The following is an 18322-nucleotide window of genomic DNA, read 5'->3' on the forward strand; positions in this document are numbered from 1 at the left end:
CACGGGATCCCGCGCAGGGTGGCGGAGACGGGCGGCGCCTCGCCGGAAACCGGACAGCGTTCGCCTCCGCCCCGCCCCTGGCGGTGCACCCGACGTCCGTCGGCCGGACGGGTCCCGAAGGACCTGTCCGGCCGACGGGTCCTGGGAACCGGACAGGCCCACCGGGGCCCGTCCGGTTCCCAGGGCCTCTCTTTCGGATCTTGCCGGGGGTCGCGGGGTCCGGCACGCACTCCCCCGGAGGGGGGACCCCCAGCGGCGTTGTCGTCGGTTGTCAACGTCCCCCAGCCTCCGGCCGGGGGTGCCCCACCGCGTTGCCGCCCTTCTCCGCCTTGCAGCTGCACGCTCCCCCACTCTCGGCTTCGCTCGAGCGGGAGGGGCCCCCACGACCCCGCTCGGCCGCGCCGACAACTCCCGTGGACCGGAGCCGGCCTGATCCGAAAGACAGGCCCTAGACGCTCGTCGTCGGGTACGTCGGGTACTCCACCCCGGAGACGTGCTGGACGACGCGGACGACCTGGCAGGAGTAGCCGAACTCGTTGTCGTACCAGAGGTAGAGGATCGCGTTGTCGCCGTCGACCTTGGTGGCGCCGGCGTCGATGATCGAGGCGTGGCGCGAGCCGATGAAGTCCATCGAGACCGCGTCGGGAGCCGTGGTGAAGTCGATCTGACGCTTGAGCGGCGAGGTCAGCGAGACCTCACGGAGGTGGTCGAGGACCTCCTCGCGGGTCGTCTCGCGGCCGAGTCGCAGGCTGAGGATCGCGATCGAGACGTCCGGCACCGGAACCCGGATCGAGCTGCCGGTGATCGGTGCCTTGAGGTCGGGGAGCGCCTTGGCGACGGCGGACGCGGCACCGGTCTCGGTGATCACCATGTTGAGCGGCGCCGAGCGGCCGCGACGGTCCGCCTTGTGGTAGTTGTCCAGCAGGTTCTGGTCGTTGGTGAACGAGTGGACGGTCTCGACATGGCCGCGCAGCACGCCGTACTCGTCGTGCATCGCCTTCAGCGGCGGGACGATCGCGTTGGTGGTGCAGGAGGCGCAGGACAGGATCTGCTCGTCCGGCTTGATCGTGTCGTGGTTGACGCCGTGCACGATGTTCGGGACGTCACCCTTGCCGGGCGCGGTCAGGACGACCTTGTCGATGCCGGGCCGCAGGTGCTGGGAGAGGCCCTCGCGGTCGCGCCACTTGCCGGTGTTGTCGATCAGGATGGCGTTGTTGATGCCGTACGCCGTGTAGTCGACGTCGGCCGGCCGGTCGGCGTAGATGACCGTGATCTCGTTGCCGTTGGCGATGATCTTGTTGTTGGCCTCGTCGACCGTGATCGTGCCCTGGAACTGGCCGTGCACGGAGTCGCGGCGCAGCAGCGAGGCGCGCTTGACGATGTCCTCGGCGGCCCGCTCGCCGCCGCCGCGCACCACGATGGCGCGCAGCCGCAGACCGTTGCCGGAGCCGGACTTCTCGATGAGCAGGCGGGCGACGAGCCGGCCGATGCGGCCGAAGCCGTAGAGCACGACGTCGCGGGGCTCGCGGAGGTCGATCTTGTTGGCGCCGGTGGCGCCGGCGACGGCCTCGGCGGTGAACTCGACCACGGACAGACCGCGGTCGTCGGCCCGGTAGGTGGCCGCGAGCATGCCGATGTCGATCTGGGACGGGCCCAGGTCCAGCGTGGTGAGCGCCTCGAGGAAGGGCAGGGTCTCGGTGACCGAGAGCTCCTCGCCCGCGATCTGCCGGGCGAAGCGGTGGGTCTTCAGGATGCTGACCACCGACTTGTTCACCAGGGAGCGGCTGTGCAGCAGGATCGTCACGTCCTGCTCGCGGTGCAGCTTCCCGATCATCGGGATCATCGACTCCGCGATCTCCTCGCGGTTCTTCCAGTTGGTGAACGAATCGTCGTTGAGCGTCACGGGCCTATCTTTCGAGCTAGGTGGCGCTCAGATGCTAACCCGACCGCCATCTGATCATTCAAGCGGGGGTCCGCTCAGGTGTGCAGGGCGGTCGGGGCGGGTCAGGCGCCCGTGCGTTCCTGCTCGGCGATCCGGCGGCGGGCGTCCGTCCAGTCGGCGGGCAGGTCCGCCGTCGGGACCTGCCAGAAGGTGAAGGTCGAGGACTTCGTCGTGGGGCGCAGGCCGACCATGATCGACCGGTGCGGTTCGGTCCGCGCGTACCGGTAGAGCGCGTCCTTGTCCTCCCAGGCCGACAGGGTCCAGAAGGTGCGCTTCAGGGGCTGGGCGATCAGGGAGGCGCCGTACGCGCCGGGCGCGCCGGAGACCTGCTTCCACGCGGCCAGGGACTTCAGGAAGAAGCGCGGCACGTCCTTGAGGGAGCGCACCTCGAACCGGGACGCCATGACGAAGGCCTCGGTGCCGGGTGCGGGGGTGCTGACGATGGTCCAGCGCAGGGTGGGCATGGCTGTGGCCCTCTCGGAAGGAGTATTGGATACCTCTACTATCTATGTTAGACAGTAGAGGTATCCAGTTCCTGGTTCAAGGCCGAAGCGGGATCGAAGCGAGGCCGGAGCACGACCGAAGCGGAGCCCCCTGTATGCGTATCTCCGACCTGAGCCGTCGCAGCGGCGTCTCCGTGACGACGATCAAGTACTACCTCCGCGAGGGCCTGCTCCCGCCCGGCCGGCAGACGGCGGCCACCCAGGCCGAGTACGACGACCAGCACCTGCGCCGGCTCCGGCTGATCCGTGCCCTGACCGGCGTACGGGGCCTGTCGGTCAGCACCACCAGGGAGGTGCTGGACGCCCTCGGCGAGCACGCGGGCGACACCCACACCCTGCTGGGCCTCGCCCTGGGCTCGGTCCGGGTCGGCGAGGAGCCGGCCGGGGACGCCCCGGAGGCCGGCGAGGTCCGGGCGCTCGTCGAGGAACTGGGCTGGGACGTCCACGAGTCGGCACCCGCCCGCGCCACCCTCGCCGAGACCCTGAGCACCCTGCGCTCGCTCGGTGTCCCCGTGGACCGGCACACCTTGCTGCCCTACGCCCGCCTCGCCGAACGCACCGCCGAACTGGACCTCGGCCAACTCGACGGCATCGCCGACCCGTTGGAGGCCGCCGAACGCGCCCTCCTGCTGACCGTCCTCCTGGAACCCGCCCTGATGGCCCTCAGGCGTCTGGCCCAGGAGAACGAGTCGGCGCGCCGGCACGCGAACTGAACGAGTCGGCGCGCCGGCACGCGAACTGAACGACTTGGCGCGCCGGGCACACGAACTGAACGACTTGGCGCGCCGGGCATGCGAACCGAACGGCTCGGCGCGCCGGCTCGCGAACCGGCCGCCCGGTTCCCGCGGCGGAATTCGGGCCGCCGTCTCCTTGGGTGCAGGGGTGCGGGCGATGACAACTCGTCAGTAAGTCGCCGGTCGTCCGTTCGTGGTCGACGATGCGGATCTCGGCATCGCGGGTGTGGGGGTGACTTCGGAGTGGCCGCCCGAAGCACGCGAGCCACAGTCTTGCCAGTTCTCGGAATCCTGGACAACCAGTCTTCCGAAGAGTGGAAAGAAATTCGGGTATACGGGCGTGGACGCCGGGGGGATCGGGCGAGCGGAATACCCGACGGGCGGGTGAAGTGCGGCGGGTGAGGCCCGCGTTACAGGTGACCGCCCACCTTTGAGTCGCGCCGGAAGGCACCCGGTGTCACATTCACCCGGCGGATGAAGAACTTGCCGAAGTTGGTCACCTCGGAGAATCCGAGCTGCCGGGCGATCGCGGTGATCGGCAGGTCGGTGTGGACCAGCAGCCGGCGGGCCTCCAGAGCGACCCGGGCGTCGATCAGGTTCTTGGTGGAGGTGCCGGCGACCTCCCGGCAGGCCCGGGCCAGCGCGCGGGTGCTGCAGCTCAGGGCGGTGGCGTAGTCCTCCACGAGCCGGGTGGTGCGGTAGGAGCGGTCCAGTTCCCTGCGGAACCGCAGGAACAGCTCGCCGTTGTCGCCCGTGACCGGGGAGGACTCGGTGTGGCGCTGGCGGCACATCTGGTCGATGTGGAGCAGGACCACGGCGAGCAGGTGCTTCAGCAGGTCCTCGCCCAGACCCTGGTCGGGCCGCTCGAACTCCTCCTGCAGAAGCGCCAGTACGCGCTGGAACGCGGCGAGTTCGTCGTCGCGCAACTGCCAGTGGGAGGGGCGCAGGACATCGTCGAGCATTCCCATGTGCGCACCCATCTGTAAGGGGAACGCCTGGGTGAACATGATGATGTCGGCCTCCATGGAGGCCTCGGGGAACGACTGGACCACCTGGTTCGGGCGGGTCCACAGCAGCGTGCCGGCCCGGCACTCGAAGGGGGTGGAGTCGACGGAGTAACTCCCGTTTCCCTCGCGGACCAACATGATCTGGTGGAAGTCGAGCCGGTGCGGGGTGGCGAGGAAGCGCTGGGAGGTGAGGGTGAGCAGTTGGCTCAGGCTCACCAGGGCGATACCGAGACCGGGTCGGCAGACGGGTCTGTAGGGCACGACAGGGATCGGTAATGATGCGAAATCGACCATGAGCGTTCCGGAATTGACCTTTCAGTGGCCACTTGAGTCTTCAATGATAGGTGTGGTCGCCCGATGCCAGATCACTTCTGGTGTGTACGCGTGCACTTCCCGCGCGCGCATGTGTCAACGCGCATCTGACCTGAAGGTGAAGGGACTCTGAACGGGATGACCACCCCCCACTCCGCCGCTCCGGAGCGCTCAGTCGTCGACCGGACGCTCAGCATCCTCGGCGCCTTCGACCGGGACAACCGGACGCTGACACTCAGTGACCTCAGCCGCCGCTCGGGTCTGCCCGTCGCCACCGTTCACCGCATCGTCAACAAACTGCACGGCTGGGGCGCCCTGGAACGGTGCCCCGACGGCGGGTACAGCATCGGACTGCGCCTGTGGGAAACGGCCGTCCTCGCGCCGCGCTCCGCCCTCGTCGAGACGGCGCGGCCGCACCTGGTGACGCTGCACGGGCAGACCTCGGCGGCGGCGACGGTCGCCGTCCGCGACGGCGGGGACAGCGTCTGTCTGTCCTTCGTCTCCGACGACCCCGAACTGACCGCCTGCCACGGCGATCCCGGCAGCCGCCTCCCCCTCCACGCCACCGCCGTGGGCCAGGTGCTGCTCGCCCACGCCGCGGTGACCGTGCAGCAGGATGCCTGCTCCGCCCCGCTGCGCGGGTTCACCCCGGCCACGATCACCGACGCCGCCCAACTTCAGCAGCGCCTCGCCAAGGTGCGCCGGGAGGGCTTCGCCGTCGTCCACGGCACCCTCGCTCCCGAGCGGGGCGGCTTCGCGGTCCCGGTGCGCGACAGCCGCGGAGCGGTCGTGGCCGCGGTCGGGGTCGTGGGGCCCGTCGAGATCATCCATCCGCGGCGGGTGGGCCCCCACGTCCGTGCCGCCGCCGCGATGATCCAGCGGGGCGTGCGCAACGACGGCCTGCGGATCGCGGACGTCGGCGCGTGAGCTGAGCCGAACGGGGCCGGGCCGAGCCGGGCGATCCGCCTCGGGCGGCCACCGGGCGGACCCCGGCCGCCCGTGCCGTGGATCGGGCGGCCGGCTCGGGTAGGACTCGATGGGGCGAGCGCCCCGCCCCGTCCCTCACTCGAACAGGCAGGTCGACGATGACGGACCCCCGCGGCGCCCACGGCCCCCAGGACCCGCAAGGCCCGCACGGCCCCGGAGGCCCCCAGGACCCCAGAGGCGCCGCCTCGGCGGACAGACCGCTCCAGGTGGAGACGCACGGCCTCGACGTCATCCGGGACAGCGAACGCAAGGGCACGCCCCGCACCCTGTTCTGGCCCTGGTTCGGCGCGAACGTCTCCGTGCTCGGCATGAGCTACGGAGCCTTCGCCCTCGGGTTCGGCATCTCCTTCTGGCAGGCCCTGGCCGCCGGCGTCGTCGGCATCGTCTTCTCCTTCCTGCTCTGCGGCTTCGTCGCGGTCGCCGGCAAACGCGGCTCCGCCCCCACGATGGTCCTCAGCCGCGCCGCCTACGGCGTCCGCGGCAACCGCCTGCCCTCGGCGGTCTCCTGGATGCTGACCGTCGGCTGGGAGACCGTCCTCGTCGCCCTCGCCGCCCTGGCCACGGCCACCGTCTTCGACCGTCTCGGCTGGGGCGGCGGCACCAGCACCAAGGCCGTCGCCCTGATCCTGGTCGGCACGCTCACCGTCGTCGTCGGCGTCATGGGCTTCGACCTGATCATGCGCCTCCAGACCGTGATCACCGTGGTCACGGGCGTCCTCACCCTGGTCTACGTCGGGCTGGTCGCCGACGACGTCCACTGGAGCGCCGTCAGCGCGATCCCCGCGGGCTGCGCGCAGGAGTTCATCGGCGCGCTGGTGTTCATGATGACCGGCTTCGGCCTGGGCTGGGTCAACGCCGCCGCGGACTACTCCCGCTACCTGCCCCGCTCCTCCTCCGGCCGGGGCGTGATCGGCTGGACCACCTTCGGCGCCTCCGCCGCCCCCCTGCTGCTGCTCCTCTTCGGTCTGCTGCTCGCCGGCTCCTCCGCGGACCTCGCCGCCTCCGTCGCCGCCGACCCGATCGGCGCCCTCACGATCCTGCTGCCCACCTGGTTCCTGGTGCCGTTCGCCGTGGTCGCCGTCCTCGGCCTGGTCGGCGGCGCCGTCCTGGACATCTACTCCTCCGGCCTGGCCCTGCTCTCCGCCGGCCTGCGCGTCCCGCGCCCGGTGGCGGCCCTGGTCGACGGTGTCCTGATGATCGCGGGCTCGGTCTACATCGTCTTCGTCGCCGACGACTTCCTCGGCCCGTTCATGGGCTTCCTCACCACCCTCGGCGTCCCCGTCGCCGCATGGTGCGGCGTCATGCTCGCCGACCTCGCCCTGCGCCGCCGCGACTACGACGAGAACGACCTCTACCGTCCCGACGGCCGCTACGGCGACATCCCCGCCCTGCCCCTGCTCCTCACCCTCGCCGCCACCGCCCTCGGCTGGGGTCTGGTCACCAACGCCTCCGCCGACTGGCTGGAGTGGCAGGGCTATCTGCTGGGCCCCCTCGGCCTCGGCGGCCGGTCCGGATCCTGGGCCTACGCCAACCTCGGCGTCCTCGCCGCCCTCGCCCTGGGCTTCGCCGGAACCCTCACGCTCGGCCGCGCCCGCGTCCGTGCCCAGGAGACCCCGCGGGCGGTGCCCACCGCATGACCGGACACCTCGCCGTCATCGACATGCAGCACGTCTTCGCCGACCCCACCAGCCCCTGGGCGACCCCGCGCTACACCCGGGCGGCGGCAGGCGTACGACGGCTGCTGCCGGCCTTCGCCGGACGCGTCACCTTCACCCGGTTCCTCGCCCCCGAGCACCCGGCCGGCGCCTGGCGCGCCTACTACGACCGATGGCCGTTCGCCCTCCGGCCGCCCCACGCGCCCTTCTGGCGGCTCACGGACGAGTTCGCCGACCTCGCACCCGACACCCTGGACGCGTCCACCTTCGGCAAGTGGACACCGGCCCTCGCCGAGCGCGCCGGCCCCGCCGGCCGGCTGGTCCTGGCCGGTGTCAGCACCGACTGCTGCGTCCTGTCCACCGCGCTGGCCGCCGCCGACGCCGGAGTGGAGGTCCTGGTCGCCGCCGACGCCTGCGCGGGCGCGGACGACGACGCGCACGCCCGGGCACTGGCGGTGATGGACCTGTACCGGCCCCTGATCAGCGTCGTCACCGTCGACGACGTCCTTCGCCGAGGGGATTGATCCGGGCCCTGTCGGGTACGCGTGGCGGGACCGCGCCCGGCCGGACCCGCGTCCGGCACGGGCCGACCGACCCCCACCACCAGGGAACCCGCCATGGAGACATCCGCCCACGACACCCCCGACCCCGCCCGGTGGGCGCTGGACGCGCTGGCCCGGGACACCAGAGACAGCACGGCCCTGGACACCCTCGCGCACTGCGACGTCCTCGTGCCCGTGCCCGACGACGCCACCGACGAGGACATCACCGATCCGTCCACCGTGGCCCTGCCGGTGCTGGAGCAGCCCGGCGGCGCGCCCGTCGTCCCGGTGTTCACCTCCGAACCGGAGATGGCCGGGCTGCTGCCCGACGTCGACCGCTACCGTCTGGTGCCGCTCGGCGCGCTCGCCGCGCAGTGGCCGACCGGCGAACTGTCGCTCTGCATCGACGCGGCCGGCGACCACCCGCTGACCCTCACCTCGGAAGGGGTGCGCACGCTCCTGGTCCGCTGACACCGGGCCGGGTCGCAGTCCTTCGGCGCGGCGGGCGAGCCGCCGCGCCGGGGGCCGCGTTCCGGCCGGCCCGGACCGGTGAACCGGTCAGCCCCCCGGGCGTATATCGGCCAATCCGGAACATCACCCCAACAGGCGATCGCCCCCGCCGTCACGCCCCGGGGACGATGACAACGATGCCGTGCTCGGGGCGATCACAGGCGATCACAAGGGGGACCGACCGCCATGACGACAGTGCGCCAGGTTGTTCCGCAGGGGCCGCAGGGGCCGCAGGGGCCGCAGGGGTCACAGGGTCCGTGGACGCCACCGGTCGTTCCGCGGAACACGGTGGTCTTCCAGCGGGGCGGCACCCACCCCGGCGGGACCCGTGTCCGGCTGGACGGCCCGGCCGAGGCGCAGCCCGAGCACGTCCATCCCTTCGGTCGGGTGATCCCCGACTGGGACTTCGTGATCGCGCAGCATCCCGAGCCGGGCCAGTACCGCCACTTCCAGTTCGACTGGAAGGCCGCGGGACCCGAGACCACCGGCATGGGTCTGCGGATCGGCCGCGGCCGGGACGGCCTCGCGGTCACCGTGCTGGCGGGGGACTCCAGCTGGCCGGACGAGACGGTCCTGACCAGGGTCTCCCTGGGCGAGCGGCCCCCGGCCGAGTGGACGACCGTCCGCCTGGACCTGTGGGAACTCACCGGGGGACAGCTGCCGGTGGCCGGTGTCAGCCTGCGCAGCGACGGCGGAGGAGCCCTGTTCGACCGGCTCGTCCTCGGCCGCACCACCGCCGACCTGCCGCAGCGCCGCTAGACGCAGGCGCAGGCGCAGGCGCTCGGCCGTAATGCCGCCGGACGCAGGCGCTCGGCCGCAGCGCCGCCAGACGGAGAGCGCCGCTAGACGGAGGCGACCTGCCCGCCCAGCATCCGCTCCAGCACCGCACGCTGGAGCGGCAGTACCTCGGTGTGCAGGTCGCGGCCCTTGCGGGTGAGGGCGACCCATACGCCCCGCCGGTCCTCCATGCAGACGGCCCGCTCGACCAGACCGTCCTTCTCCAGCCGGCCGATCAGCCGGGACAGGGCGCTCTGGCTGAGGTGCACCCGTCCGACGAGATCCTGGACCCGGCACTGGTCGCCCGTGCGGGGCGCCTCGGAGGCGAGGATGTCGAGCACCTCGAAATCGCTCGCGCCGAGCCCGTGCGGGTGCAGGGCGCGGTCGATCTCACACATCGTGCGGGCGTGCACCGACAGGATGTCCCGCCACCGGTCCTCGAGGCCCGCCCCGGCCGTTTTCGCTGCCATACCCGCACGGTAACACCGTCGGCGGCATTCGTTGAGTGTGCAACTAGTGCGGGTGCAAGCGGCCGCCGGCGGGATCTCAGGCGGCGGGGTCCTGGAGCAGCCCGACCAGGTTCCCGTCGCCGTCCTTCACGAAGGCGATCAGGCGGCCGCCGCCGACGTCCTGCGCGTCCTGGAGCAGCTCGGCGCCGGCCGCCAGGAGGGCCGCGAGCCGCGCCCGCAGGTCGGTGACATGCCAGTACGGAACCGGCCCGGTCATGCCCTTCGCGTGTCCGTTCGGGTCGAGGCCGACATCCTGGCCGGCGGCCTTGAACCCGACGTAATAGGGCTCGTCGGCGTACGGCTCCACCTCCAGCAATGCGCTGAACAGGGCCTTCGCCCCGTCGAGGTCCTTGACGGGGTAGATGATCGTCTGAACGCCGGTGGTCGTGGTCATGGCTGGTCGCTCCTCGCTGGTGCGTGGTCCGGCGGGATGCGCCGGTGGTCTCACGCTAGGGCGAGGGACCGGGGGGCCGCTTCTTGAATCCTGACCGGAACGCGCCGCGGGGCCGGTCGTCGCGACCGGCCCCGCCCTCCACGCCTCGACGTGCACGTCACCTGGCGCCGTGCCTCACACCGACCCGCGTCTCACCCAGACCCGCGCCTCACGTCGACTCGCGTTTCACCAGTTCCGTCGGCAGGATCACCGCCGCCGGGTCCTCGCCCCCTATCTGGGCGAGCAGCACGCGCACCATCTCGCTGCTGATCCGGTCCCAGGGCTGGCGGATCGTCGTGAGGGAGGGGGTGGCCGCGGTGGCCGCGGGGGAGTCGTCGAACCCGCCGACCGCCACGTCCTCCGGCACCCGCCGGTCGGCCCGCCGGAGTGTCGTCAGCACACCCTGGGCCATCAGGTCGGAGGCGACGAAGACCGCGTCCAGGTCCGGGGCCCGCTCCAGCAGCCGCGCCGCCCCCGCCTCACCGCTGGCCCGGCTGTAGTCGCCGGAGACGACGAGCCGCTCGTCGTAGGCCACCTCGGCCTCCGCGAGCACCTCCTTGTATCCGGCGAGCCGCTCCACACCGCCCGGGGTGTCCAGTGGTCCGGTGACCACACCGATCCGGCGCCGGCCCTGCGCCAGCAGATGGCGGACCATGTCCCGGGCGCCGTCCCGGTCGTCGGCGGCCACGTAGCTCACCTTGGAGCCGATCCCGATCGGCTTGCCGCAGGCGACGAGCGGGACGCCCGCCTCCCGCAGCTCGCTGGCGATCGGGTCCCCGGAGTGGCTGGAGACCAGCAGCACCCCGTCCACGTGCCCCGCGGTGATGTACCGCGTGATGCGGCGCCGTTCGTCCTCGGTCCCGGCCAGCATCAGCAGCAGCGGGATGTCGTGCGCGGCCAGCGCCTGGGTGCAGCCGCGCAACAGGACGTTGAAGTTGGGATCCTCGAAGAACCGCTCCTGCGGCTCGGTCAGCAGGAAGCCGACGGAGTCGGAACGGCCGGTGATCAGGGAGCGGGCGTGCCGGTTCACGACGTAACCCGTTCTGCGGATGGCGGCGTTGACCGCCTCCTGCGCGGAGGGGCTGACGTAGTGCCCACCGTTGAGCACCCGGGACACGGTGCCTCGTGAGACGCCCGCCTCCCGTGCCACGTCGTGGATCGTCGGCGGTTTGCGCCGGGCCCCCGCACCATTGTTCATGGTCATGACTTTACGGCTCCGGACAGCAGGTCCAGGCTCCAGAACCGCTGAATGACCAGGAACAGCGCCACCAGCGGGATGACCGCGAGGAAGGCGCCGGTGATGACCAGCGTGTAGAGCGCCGGAGTGTTGGCGCCCTGTTCGAGGAGCGTGAACAGACCGAGCGTGAGCGGGAACTTCTCGTCGTCGCTGAGCATGATGTAAGGCAGCAGGAAGTTGTTCCAGATCGCGACGAACTGGAACAGGAACACCGTGACCATGCCGGGCACCATCATCGGCAGCGCGATCCGGGTGAAGATCCGCCATTCGCTCGCGCCGTCCATCCGGCCGGCCTCCACCACGTCCCCCGGCACGGCCGCGGCCGCGTAGATGCGCGAGAGGTAGACGCCGTACGGGGAGAGGATCTGCGGCAGCAGGACGGACCAGTAGGAGTCCGTGAGGTCGGCCTTCGCCAGCAGCAGGTACTGCGGTACGGCGAGGATGATCGGCGGCATCAGCACGCCGGCGAGCAGGACGTTGAACATCGTCTCGCGGCCGCGGAAGCGGTACGTCGCCAGCGCGTAGCCGCTGAACGCGGAGACGCACGTCGACAGCAGGGCGCCGAGCACGGCGTACAGGGCGGAGTTGCCCATCCACTGCCAGTAGATGCCGTCGCGGTAGGCGTTGAGGTCCTTGACGTTGTCGGTGAAGCCGGTGCCGGGCAGGAACGTGAACGTGGAGAAGAGCTCGCTGCCGGACTTGGTGGACGCGATCACCACCCACGCCACCGGGAGGAGACAGTAGACCGCGCCCAGCAGCAGTGTGAGCGTCGGGACCAGCGCGATCCGGCTGCGCAGCGGTGGACGGCCCCGGGTGGCCCCGGTCGTACCGGCCGCCGAGGGCACCTTCTGTACGGCAAGTGAACTCATCGTGCGCCTCCTTGACCGACGTTCCGCTTGTTCCGGCGGTTCGCGGCCCGCAGGAAGCCGAAGGAGAGCACCAGCGTGGCGAGGGCGATGATCGTGGCCTCGGCCGCCGCCTGGTAGATGTCACCCTTGCCGAAGGCGTCCTGGTACACCTTCATCAGCGGACTCCAGGTCGTGGACACGGAGTTGGTGAGGGGCTTGATCGTGGTCGGCTCGTTGAACACCTGGAGCGTCGCGATGATCGAGAAGAAGAAGGTCAGCACCAGCGAGGGTGCCACCATCGGGATCTTGATCCGCAGCGCGATCTGGAGCGGGGTGGCCCCGTCCAGCTTCGCCGCCTCGTACACCTCGGCCGGAATGGCCTGGAGCGCGGTGTAGATGACGATCATGTTGAAGCCGGTGCCGCCCCAGACCGCGATGTTGGACAGGGCGCCGTAGAGGGGGCCTCCGTCCAGCAGGTCCGGCTGCGGCAGGCCCAGCGCGTCGAGCACGTAGTAGAAGGGGCTGACGCTCGGCAGGTACAGGAAGCCCCACAGCAGCGCCGCCACCACACCGGGGATGGCGTACGGCAGGAAGATCGCGAGCCGGGTGAACGGCGCGAGACGCACCTTCTCGGAGTCCAGCATCAGCGCGAACACCAGCGCCAGGCCCAGCATCACCGGGACGACGATGCAGCCGTAGCCGAGCACCCGCAGGGCGCCGGCGAGCAGTTCGCTGTCGGTGAGGGAGTCCGTGTAGTTCTCCAGGCCGGCCCAGACCTCCTTGCGGGCGCCGGTGCCCAGGCCGAGCCCGGAGACCTTCACCTTGTGGAAGCTGAGCCACACCGCGTACCCGATGGGCAGCGCGAAGAACAGGGCGAAGAGGATCGCCGCGGGAAAGAGGAACGCGTACGGGGCCCCCTTGACCCCGTACGACGTCCGGCGTGCGCTCGTCACTCGGAGACCTCGAAGCCCTGCTTCTTCATGTCGGCGACGGTGTCCGCCTGCATCGTGTCCAGGGCGGCGGAGAAGTCCGACTTGTTCTTGGCGGCGGCGCCGAACGCGTCCTTGAAGGTCGTGTAGGCGACGTTCACGTTCGGGCCCCAGGCCGAGGGCGCGGTCGTCTTCGCGATCTTCGAGGCCAGGGCGTAGAACTCCGGCTGCGTCGAGAAGTAGTCCGGCGCGGTGGTGAAGGCGCCGCTGGTCTGGGCGTTCGTGGCGGCGGGGTAGATGCCGCTCTCCTTGGCCAGCGCCTGGAGGGCCTCGTCGTCGGTGTTCAGCCAGGCGGCGAACTTCGCGGCGGCCTCCTTGTGCTTCGAGTCCGTCGTCACACCGGTGGAGGAGCCGCCCCAGCTGCCGGTGACGTTCTCGCCGGACGACCACTGGGGGAGCGGGGCCATGGCCCACTTGCCCTTGGTGTCGGGCGCGGCGGTGGTCAGGGTGCCCGGCGCCCACACGGCGGAGACCCAGGCGATCTGCTGTCCGGTGTTGAGCGCCTTGTTCCAGGCCGGGGTGTACATCGGCTGGTTGTCGAGGGCGCCCTCCTCGACCAGGCCGCCCCAGAAGTCGGCGACCTTCTTGGTGGCCGTGTCGTTGATGCCGACCTTCCAGGTGGTGCCGGAGGTGGTCCACCACTGGGCGCCGGCCTGCTGGGCGAGACCCGCGAAGAGACCGGAGTCGTTGGCGGAGAACGTGGTCAGGTCCACGTCCGGGGCCTTCTTCTTGAGCGCGCGGGCGGTCTCCGCGAACTGCTCCCAGGTCGCCGGGACCGACAGGCCGTACTTCTTGAAGAGGTCGGCGCGGTAGTAGAACATCATCGGGCCGATGTCCTGCGGCACCGCGTAGACCGCGTCCGTGCCCAGCGTCGTCTGCTGCCAGACGCCGCCCGCGAACTTGCTCTTGGCGTCGCCGACGTTCTTGCCTATGTCGGCGAGCGCGTCATTGCTGACCAGCGTCGGCAGCGCCTGGTACTCGGCCTGGACCAGGTCGGGCGCCTTGCCCGCCTTGTGCGCGGTGAGGATCTTGGTGACCAGCGTGTCGCCGGACGCCTGCTTCTTCACCGTGACGGTGATCTGGTCCTTCTTGCCCGGCCCCTTGTTCCACAGGTCCACGACCTTGTCCATGCCGGGCGTCCAGGTCCAGTACGTCAGCGAGACCGGACCGGACTCGGCGCCGCTGTCGTCGTCGGACGAGCCGCAGGCGGCGAGGGCGGTGGCGCCGAGAGTGACGACAACGGCGGTTGTCACGAGGCGACGGCGCTTCGTGTTGGGCATGGATCTCTCCCCTGACCTGGGTCCCCGCCGGGTGCGGGAACCTGCCATGCGAACGCATGACCTGGGCTCTCGCCCGTCGCGAGGCCCTGCCATGCTCTCTGTGAGCGTTCACAGTAGAGAAACATCCCGGACACTTGTCAATGGTTGTTGCTGTGCGGTTATGTTGGGCTCGCACCGCCACAGAGTTGTGTGCACGTTCCCAAATGATCGATTTAACGGGAGAGATCCATGCCGGAGACCACACCCAGGGGCCTCACCAGGCTCGCCTTCGGTGGGGACTACAACCCCGAGCAGTGGCCGGAAAGCGTCTGGCAGGAGGACGTCCGGCTCATGCGGGAGGCCGGCGTCACGATGGTGAGTGTCGGGATCTTCTCCTGGGCCCTGCTGGAGCCCTCGCCGGGGGAGTACGACTTCGGCTGGCTGGACCGGATCATCGACCTGCTGCACGAGAACGGCATCCGCGTCGACCTGGGCACCCCCACCGTGGTGCCGCCGGTCTGGTTCTACCGGGCCCACCCCGAGGCCCTGCCCGTGACGGCCGAGGGCGTACGCCTGGAGTTCGGCTCCCGTGGGGCCATCTGTCACAGCAACGCCGACTACCGCGCGGCCGCCGCGAACATCACCACCAGGCTCGCCGAACGCTACGCCGCCCACTCGGCGCTCGCCCTGTGGCACGTCCACAACGAGTACGGCGTCCCCGTCTCCGCCTGCTACTGCGACTCCTGCGCCGCCCACTTCCGCCGCTGGCTGGGGACGACGTACGGCGGTGTCGACGCGGTGAACGAGGCCTGGGGCACCGCCTTCTGGGGCCAGCGCTACGCGAGCCTCGAGGACATCAACCCGCCGCGCGCCACCCCGACCGTCGGCAATCCCGGCCAGGCGCTGGACTACCGGCGGTTCGCCGACGCCACCATGCGCGAGAACTTCTGCCGGGAGCGGGACATCCTGCACCGCCTCGCGCCCGGCGTCCCGGTCACCACCAACTTCATGACGGCCCTCAGCCAGTGCGACTCCGTCGACTACTGGGCCTGGGGCCGCGAGGTCGACCTCGTCACCAACGACCACTACCTGATCACGGACGGCCGCCGCACCCACGTCAACCTGGCGATGGCCGCCGATCTCACCCGCTCCGTCGCCGGCGGCGCGCCCTGGATCCTGCTCGAACACTCCACCTCGGGCGTCAACTGGCAGCCGCGCAACCCTGCCAAGGCACCCGGCCAGATGGCCCGCAACTCCCTCGGCCATGTGGCCCGCGGCTCCGAGGGCGCCATGTTCTTCCAGTGGCGGCAGTCCCGGCGCGGCGCCGAGAAGTTCCACTCGGCCATGGTCCCGCACGGCGGCACCGACACCCGCGTGTGGCGCGAGGTCGTCGAGCTGGGCGCCTCCTTGGACTCCCTCGCCGCGATCCGGGGCAGCCGCACCGAGGCCGATGTGGCCGTGCTCTGGGACTGGCACTCCTGGTGGGCGCAGAACCTCGACTGGCGTCCCAGCGAGGACGCCGACCCGCGCGAGCGCGCCGACGCGTTCTACGAGGCGCTCTACGACCGCCACCTCACCGTCGACTTCGCCCACCCGGAGTCCGACCTGTCGCGGTACCCGCTGGTGGTCGTGCCCGCCCTCTACCTGATGACGGAGGCGGCCGGGAACAACCTGCGGGAGTACGTCGAGAACGGCGGCACCCTCGTCGTGTCGTTCTTCTCCGGCATCGTCGACGAGCACGACGCCGTCCACGAGGGCGCCTACCCCGGCGCGCTCCGGGACGTCCTGGGCCTGACCGTCGAGGAGCTCTCCCCGCTGCTGCCCGGCCAGGCCGTGCGGCTGACCGGCCCCGACGGCTCCGAGCTGGCCGGGGACGTGTGGACGGAGTTCGTGGTGCCGCGCGGCGCGGAGGCCGTCTGGACGTACGCCGACGGCCTCACCGCGGGCCGCCCCGCCGTCACCCGGCACCGGCTCGGCGAGGGCACCGCCTGGTACGTCTCCACCCGCCTGGGCCCCGAGGGCCTGGACACCCTGCTCGGCCGGGCCGCCGAGGACGCGGCGATCGCCCCGCGCGCCGACCTGCCCCGGGACGTCGAGGTCGTACGCCGCTCCGGTGAGACCGGCAGCTACCTCTTCGCGATCAATCACACCGCCACCGACGCCAAGGTGCCGCTGGACACGTCCGGCACCGAACTGCTGACGGGCGAACGCGCCGCCGGCCGCCTCGCGGTCCCGGCGGGAGCCGTCCGGGTCGTACGACTCGACGGCTGAGCCGACTCCCCCTCCGCCCGTGGAGCCGCGAGCCGCGGGCGGAGGGGGCCCCTCGCCTCGCGAGGGAACCCATCCCCATCACGTCGAAGGGACGACGGACGACGATGTTCCATCCCAGACGCACCCTGCGAGCCCTGCTGCTCCCGCTCACCGCGGGGCTCGCCCTCACCGCACTGCCCGCGCAGACCGCCCAGGCGGCGAGCACCCTCACCAACGGCGGTTTCGAGACCGACGGCGCCGGGGCGGCCACGCCCGGCGGCTGGTCGGAGTACGGCGACACGGGCGCCTCGTTCTCGGAGTCCGGCGGCCACGCCGGCAGCTACCGCCTGACCCACTGGGCGTCCACCGCGTACAAGGTGGAGACGTACCAGTACCTCTCCGGACTGACCAACGGCTCCTACAAGCTGTCCGCCTGGGTCCGCTCAGGCGGCGGCCAGAACTCCGCCTACCTGGCGCTGAAGAACTGCGGCGGCACCGAGCAGCGCACCGACCTGCCGGTGTCCGCGAGCGGATGGATCCATGTCGTCGTCCCGGTCACGGTGACCACCAACCAGTGCACGATCAGCGTCACCAGTGACGCGAACGCGGGCAACTGGATCAATGTCGACGACCTGACCTTCGCGTCCGGCACCTCCGGACTGACCGTCAAGGGCGCCGACATCTCCTCCCTGCCCAAGAGCGAGGCCAAGGGCGGTGTCTACAAGAGCGGTTCGGGCACCACCGGCGACGCGGTCACCATCCTGAAGAACGCCGGCATGAACTACGCGCGCGTGAAGGTCTGGGTCAACCCGGCCGACGGCTACAACAACAAGACGCGCGTCCTCGCCCTGGCCAAGCGCGTCAAGGCCGCCGGGCAGAAGCTCCTGGTGGACTTCCACTACTCGGACACCTGGGCCGACCCCGGTGCCCAGTCCAAGCCGGCCGCCTGGGCGGGCCACTCGTACAGCCAGCTGAAGACGGACGTGTACAACCACACGTACGACGTGCTGAACGCGCTCAAGGCGCAGGGCACCACCGCCGACATGGTCCAGGTCGGCAACGAGATCAACGGCGGCATGCTGTGGTCCGAGGGCTCCACCGACAACTGGAGCCAGCTGGCCGGTCTGCTCAACTCCGGCTACGACGCCGTCAAGGCGGTGAGCTCGTCCACCACCGTCGCCCTGCACCTCGCCAAGGGCGGCGATCTGTCCGGCACCCGCTGGTGGTTCGACAGCGCCGTCGCGAACGGTGTGAAGTTCGACGTGATCGGCCTGTCGTACTACGGCTACTGGCACGGCACTCTCGCCGACTTCCAGACCACGCTGGACGACGCGGCCTCCCGCTACGCCAAGCCGGTGTACGTCGCCGAGACGGCCTACCCCTTCCGGCTGGACAGCGAGGACACGACCGAGAACATCATCAACCTGACCGACGAGCTGGTCTCCGGCTACCCGGCGACCGCGGCCGGCCAGCTGGCCTGGATGAACGCCGTCGCGAACATCGTGGAGGCCGTCCCGAACGGCCGTGGTCTCGGCCTCTTCTACTGGGAGGCGACCTGGACGGCCGTCACCGGCAACGGCTGGGACCCGACCGACGCCTCCTCCGGCAACGGCTGGGAGAACCAGGCCCTGTTCGGCTACGACGACAAGGCCCTGTCCTCCATGGCGTGGTTCAGCCACCGCTGATCCACCGACGCTCTCACCCTCAGGGGCCCGGCCGCACCCCGCGGCCGGGCCCCGCCCCGTTCCCCGGCCGTTCCCCGCCCGTGTTCCGAACACCCTTATACGGCAAGGGTGTTCGATCCAGGCCAAGGGTCGCGGAGTTCGGG

Annotated in this window: 17 protein-coding genes; 8 read left to right on the forward strand and 9 right to left on the reverse strand. The window is 70.8% G+C overall.

The features are described 5' to 3' along the window. Nucleotides 1–448: 448 nt before the first annotated feature. Both IE275_RS17550 and IE275_RS17555 read right to left on the reverse strand, forming a co-directional pair. Entirely contained in the window at nt 449–1903 is a 1455-nt protein-coding gene (locus IE275_RS17550) for a glyceraldehyde-3-phosphate dehydrogenase (RefSeq protein WP_189712252.1), read from the reverse strand. Nucleotides 1904–2004: 101 nt separating this feature from the next. Then, on the reverse strand, nt 2005–2406 hold the full coding sequence (locus IE275_RS17555) for a DUF3291 domain-containing protein (RefSeq protein ID WP_189712253.1): 402 nt from the start codon (nt 2404–2406) through the stop codon (nt 2005–2007). 134 nt (nt 2407–2540) lie between these two features. Between IE275_RS17555 and IE275_RS17560 the strand changes: the two genes are divergently transcribed. Further along, nucleotides 2541–3158 carry a MerR family transcriptional regulator gene (locus tag IE275_RS17560; protein WP_189712254.1) on the forward strand — a complete coding sequence of 206 codons (618 nt, stop codon included), beginning with the start codon at nt 2541–2543 and terminating at the stop codon, nt 3156–3158. A 431-nt stretch (nt 3159–3589) separates the two neighbouring features. Here the strand turns inward: IE275_RS17560 and IE275_RS17565 are convergent, their stop codons facing one another. Beyond that, a complete protein-coding gene (locus IE275_RS17565) occupies nt 3590–4447 on the reverse strand; it encodes an AraC family transcriptional regulator (RefSeq protein ID WP_229870320.1) in 858 nt (285 codons plus the stop codon). A gap of 189 nt (nt 4448–4636) precedes the next feature. Between IE275_RS17565 and IE275_RS17570 the strand changes: the two genes are divergently transcribed. The 5 genes from IE275_RS17570 to IE275_RS17590 all read left to right on the forward strand — a co-directional run bounded on the left by IE275_RS17570 (nt 4637) and on the right by IE275_RS17590 (nt 8951). Next, complete coding sequence (locus tag IE275_RS17570; protein WP_189712256.1) at nt 4637–5425, forward strand: IclR family transcriptional regulator; 789 nt, start codon at nt 4637–4639, stop codon at nt 5423–5425. A 158-nt stretch (nt 5426–5583) separates the two neighbouring features. Next, nucleotides 5584–7122, forward strand: coding sequence for a purine-cytosine permease family protein (locus IE275_RS17575; protein WP_189712257.1), 1539 nt, complete (start codon nt 5584–5586; stop codon nt 7120–7122). Next, on the forward strand, nt 7119–7664 hold the full coding sequence (locus IE275_RS17580) for a cysteine hydrolase family protein (RefSeq protein WP_189712258.1): 546 nt from the start codon (nt 7119–7121) through the stop codon (nt 7662–7664). Before IE275_RS17575 ends, IE275_RS17580 begins: the two co-directional genes overlap by 4 nt. 93 nt (nt 7665–7757) lie before the next feature. Next, nucleotides 7758–8153, forward strand: coding sequence for an SseB family protein (locus IE275_RS17585; RefSeq protein ID WP_189712259.1), 396 nt, complete (start codon nt 7758–7760; stop codon nt 8151–8153). A gap of 327 nt (nt 8154–8480) precedes the next feature. Further along, nucleotides 8481–8951, forward strand: coding sequence for a hypothetical protein (locus tag IE275_RS17590; RefSeq protein ID WP_189712260.1), 471 nt, complete (start codon nt 8481–8483; stop codon nt 8949–8951). A gap of 83 nt (nt 8952–9034) precedes the next feature. On the opposite strand, the gene IE275_RS17595 is transcribed toward IE275_RS17590, so the two are convergent. The 6 genes from IE275_RS17595 to IE275_RS17620 form a co-directional block, all read right to left on the reverse strand. Next, nucleotides 9035–9439, reverse strand: a complete 405-nt coding sequence (locus IE275_RS17595; protein ID WP_189712261.1) for a MarR family winged helix-turn-helix transcriptional regulator — start codon at nt 9437–9439, stop codon at nt 9035–9037. A 76-nt stretch (nt 9440–9515) separates the two neighbouring features. Further along, complete coding sequence (locus IE275_RS17600) at nt 9516–9872, reverse strand: VOC family protein (RefSeq protein WP_189712262.1); 357 nt, start codon at nt 9870–9872, stop codon at nt 9516–9518. 208 nt (nt 9873–10080) lie between these two features. After that, nucleotides 10081–11115 (reverse strand): LacI family DNA-binding transcriptional regulator, encoded by a 1035-nt coding sequence (locus IE275_RS17605; RefSeq protein WP_189712263.1) that lies wholly within the window; start codon nt 11113–11115, stop codon nt 10081–10083. Next, entirely contained in the window at nt 11112–12017 is a 906-nt protein-coding gene (locus IE275_RS17610) for a carbohydrate ABC transporter permease (protein ID WP_189712264.1), read from the reverse strand. Before IE275_RS17610 ends, IE275_RS17605 begins: the two co-directional genes overlap by 4 nt. Beyond that, a complete protein-coding gene (locus IE275_RS17615; RefSeq protein ID WP_189712265.1) occupies nt 12014–12949 on the reverse strand; it encodes a carbohydrate ABC transporter permease in 936 nt (311 codons plus the stop codon). The genes IE275_RS17610 and IE275_RS17615 overlap by 4 nt, the downstream gene beginning before the upstream one ends. Further along, nucleotides 12946–14265, reverse strand: coding sequence for an ABC transporter substrate-binding protein (locus IE275_RS17620; RefSeq protein WP_189712266.1), 1320 nt, complete (start codon nt 14263–14265; stop codon nt 12946–12948). Before IE275_RS17620 ends, IE275_RS17615 begins: the two co-directional genes overlap by 4 nt. A 228-nt stretch (nt 14266–14493) precedes the next feature. Here IE275_RS17620 and IE275_RS17625 point away from each other — a divergent pair, with 228 nt between their 5' ends. After that, nucleotides 14494–16515 (forward strand): beta-galactosidase, encoded by a 2022-nt coding sequence (locus IE275_RS17625; protein WP_189712267.1) that lies wholly within the window; start codon nt 14494–14496, stop codon nt 16513–16515. 104 nt (nt 16516–16619) lie between these two features. After that, a complete protein-coding gene (locus IE275_RS17630; RefSeq protein ID WP_189712268.1) occupies nt 16620–18179 on the forward strand; it encodes a glycoside hydrolase family 53 protein in 1560 nt (519 codons plus the stop codon). Nucleotides 18180–18322: the final 143 nt, after the last annotated feature.

This window comes from Streptomyces phaeofaciens, from assembly GCF_014648915.1.
Lineage (GTDB): Bacteria > Actinomycetota > Actinomycetes > Streptomycetales > Streptomycetaceae > Streptomyces > Streptomyces phaeofaciens.